This window comes from Bradyrhizobium sp. STM 3809, from assembly GCF_000239795.1.
In the GTDB taxonomy this organism is placed as follows: domain Bacteria; phylum Pseudomonadota; class Alphaproteobacteria; order Rhizobiales; family Xanthobacteraceae; genus Bradyrhizobium.
The window spans coordinates 1-2,374 of sequence record NZ_CAFJ01000631.1; the positions used below are offsets into that span (position 1 = coordinate 1).

Annotated in this window: 3 protein-coding genes; all 3 read right to left on the reverse strand. The window is 63.6% G+C overall.

All coding sequences use genetic code 11. From position 1 onward, the window contains the following. Positions 1 to 41: 41 nt before the first annotated feature. The 3 genes from BRAS3809_RS28160 to BRAS3809_RS28170 are packed head-to-tail and all read right to left on the reverse strand — an operon-like array spanning position 42 to position 2,208. Positions 42 to 773 carry an amino acid ABC transporter ATP-binding protein gene (locus tag BRAS3809_RS28160; protein ID WP_008965408.1) on the reverse strand — a complete coding sequence of 244 codons (732 nt, stop codon included), beginning with the start codon at positions 771 to 773 and terminating at the stop codon, positions 42 to 44. A 9-nt stretch (positions 774 to 782) separates the two neighbouring features. Next, positions 783 to 1,475, reverse strand: coding sequence for an amino acid ABC transporter permease (locus BRAS3809_RS28165; RefSeq protein WP_008965409.1), 693 nt, complete (start codon positions 1,473 to 1,475; stop codon positions 783 to 785). A gap of 1 nt (position 1,476) precedes the next feature. Next, the gene (locus BRAS3809_RS28170; RefSeq protein ID WP_008965410.1) at positions 1,477 to 2,208 is read right to left on the reverse strand and encodes an amino acid ABC transporter permease; all 732 of its coding nucleotides are present in this window, start codon (positions 2,206 to 2,208) and stop codon (positions 1,477 to 1,479) included. Positions 2,209 to 2,374 lie beyond the last annotated feature (166 nt).

A 2,374-nucleotide genomic window follows, 5' to 3' on the forward strand; every position in this document is an offset into this window, starting at 1 on the left:
CCGGGTTCGCCCNGCGGGCGCCCCCGGAATGACGGACGCTGTCAATGCGACAGGATCTTCGACAAGAACTGCTGCGTGCGCTCGCTGCGGGGCTGGCCGAAGAACTCCTCCTTCTTGGCATCCTCGACGATCTCGCCGCGGTCCATGAAGATGACGCGGTGGGCGACCTTCTTGGCAAAGCCCATCTCATGGGTGACCACCATCATGGTCATGCCCTCGCGGGCGAGGTCGACCATGACGTCGAGCACCTCGCTGATCATCTCCGGATCGAGCGCCGAGGTCGGCTCGTCGAACAGCATCGCGATCGGATCCATGGCGAGCGCACGCGCAATCGCGACGCGCTGCTGCTGGCCGCCGGAGAGCTGCGCCGGAAACTTCTGCGCCTGCTCCTTGAGGCCGACGCGCTCCAGCAGCTTCATGCCCTTGGCCGTCGCTTCCTCCTGGCCGCGGCCCAGCACCTTCTGTTGCGCCAGGCGGAGATTCTCGATGATCGTCAAATGCGGAAACAGCTCGAAATGCTGGAACACCATGCCGACGCGCGAGCGCAGCTTCGGCAAATTGGTCTTGGGGTCGTTGACCTTGAGGCCGTCGATGGTGATCGTGCCGTCCTGGAACGGCTCCAGCGCGTTGACGCATTTGATCAGCGTCGACTTGCCCGAGCCGGAGGGACCGCAGACCACCACGACCTCGCCCTTCGCGACGGAGGTGGTGCAGTCCTTCAGCACCTGGAAGGTCGGGCTGTACCATTTGTTGACGTGGCTGATTTCGATCATGGGAGCCGACTACCTGATGATGGCGATGCGCGACTGCAGGCGGCGGACGCCGTAGGACGCGATGCAGGAGATGGTGAAGTAGACGAGGGCCGCGAACAGGTACATCTCGACCAGGCGGCCGTCGCGCTGCGCGACCTTGGAGGCGGCGCCGAGGAAGTCCGGGATCGAGAGCACGTAGACCAGCGAGGTGTCCTGGAACAGCACGATGGTCTGCGTCAGCAGCACCGGCAGCATGTTGCGGAAGGCCTGCGGCAGCACGACGTAGCGCATGGTCTGCGCATAGGTCAGGCCGAGCGCGGAGGCGGCTGCCGGCTGTCCGCGCGAGATCGACTGGATGCCGGCGCGCATGATCTCGGAGAAATACGCCGCCTCGAACATGATGAAGGTGATCAGCGACGAGGCGAAGGCGCCGACCTTGATCGGCCGCGATGAGCCGGTGATCCATTGCCCGATATAGGGGACGAGGAAGTAGAACCAGAAGATGACGAGCACCAGCGGCAGCGAGCGCATGAAGTCGACATAGAGCCCGGCGATCCAGCCCATCACGCGATAGCCGGACAGCCGCATCAGCGCGATCAAGGTGCCGAACACGAGGCCACCGAACGCCGACAGCGCCGTCAGCGTCAGGGTGAAGGTCATGCCGTCGATGAACAGGTAGCTCAGCGAGCGGCGGATGACGTCGAAGTCGAAATTGGCCAGCATCTCATTTGCCCGTGATGTAGCCAGGGATCGCCACCGCGCGCTCCAGGAGACGCATGCCGATCACGACGATGATGTTGATGACGAGATACATCAGGGTCGCCGCGCTGAACGCCTCGAACACCTGGAAGGAGAATTCCTGCATCGCGCGCGCCGCGCCCGTCAGCTCGATCAGGCCGATGGTGATGGCCACCGCGCTGTTCTTGACGGTGTTGAGGAATTCCGACGTCAGCGGCGGCAGGATGATGCGGAAGGCCATCGGCAGCAGCACATAGCGATAGACCTGCAAGGTGGTCAGCCCGAGCGCGGTCGCGGCCATCTTCTGTCCGCGCGGCAGCGATCCGATACCGGCCGCCAGCTGCACCGCGACGCGCGCCGACATGAACAGGCCGATGCCGACCGCGGCCGTAAAGAACGGCGCATTCGGCATCTGCTTCAGCCACAGGCCGGCGGCGCGCGGCAACAGCTCCGGCAGCACGAAGAACCACAGGAACAGCTGCACCAGCAGCGGCATGTTGCGGAAGAACTCGACGTAGAGAAAGCCGATCCAGGTCGCGAGCTTGGACGGCAGCGAGCGCAGGATGCCGACGATCGTGCCGAAGATCAGCGCGATCACCCAGGCCGACAGCGAGGTCACGATCGTGACCTTCAGCCCCGCCAGCAGCATGTCGAAATAGGTGCCGGCCCCGGTCGGGTTGGGCTCCAGGAAGATGTGCCAGTTCCAGGTGTAGTTCACGGGGGTGTCCAGAAAGGGTTAGCTCGGGACTGAGCCGATGCGATCAGCTGATATGATCGGGGTCATCGGATCAAGCTCATTCCGTCCTGCTGATGCAATCAATAGGCCAGTGTTGCCCTATTCACTTCAAGTCATAGCCCGACTGCAGCCGCACCGGCAGTGCGCT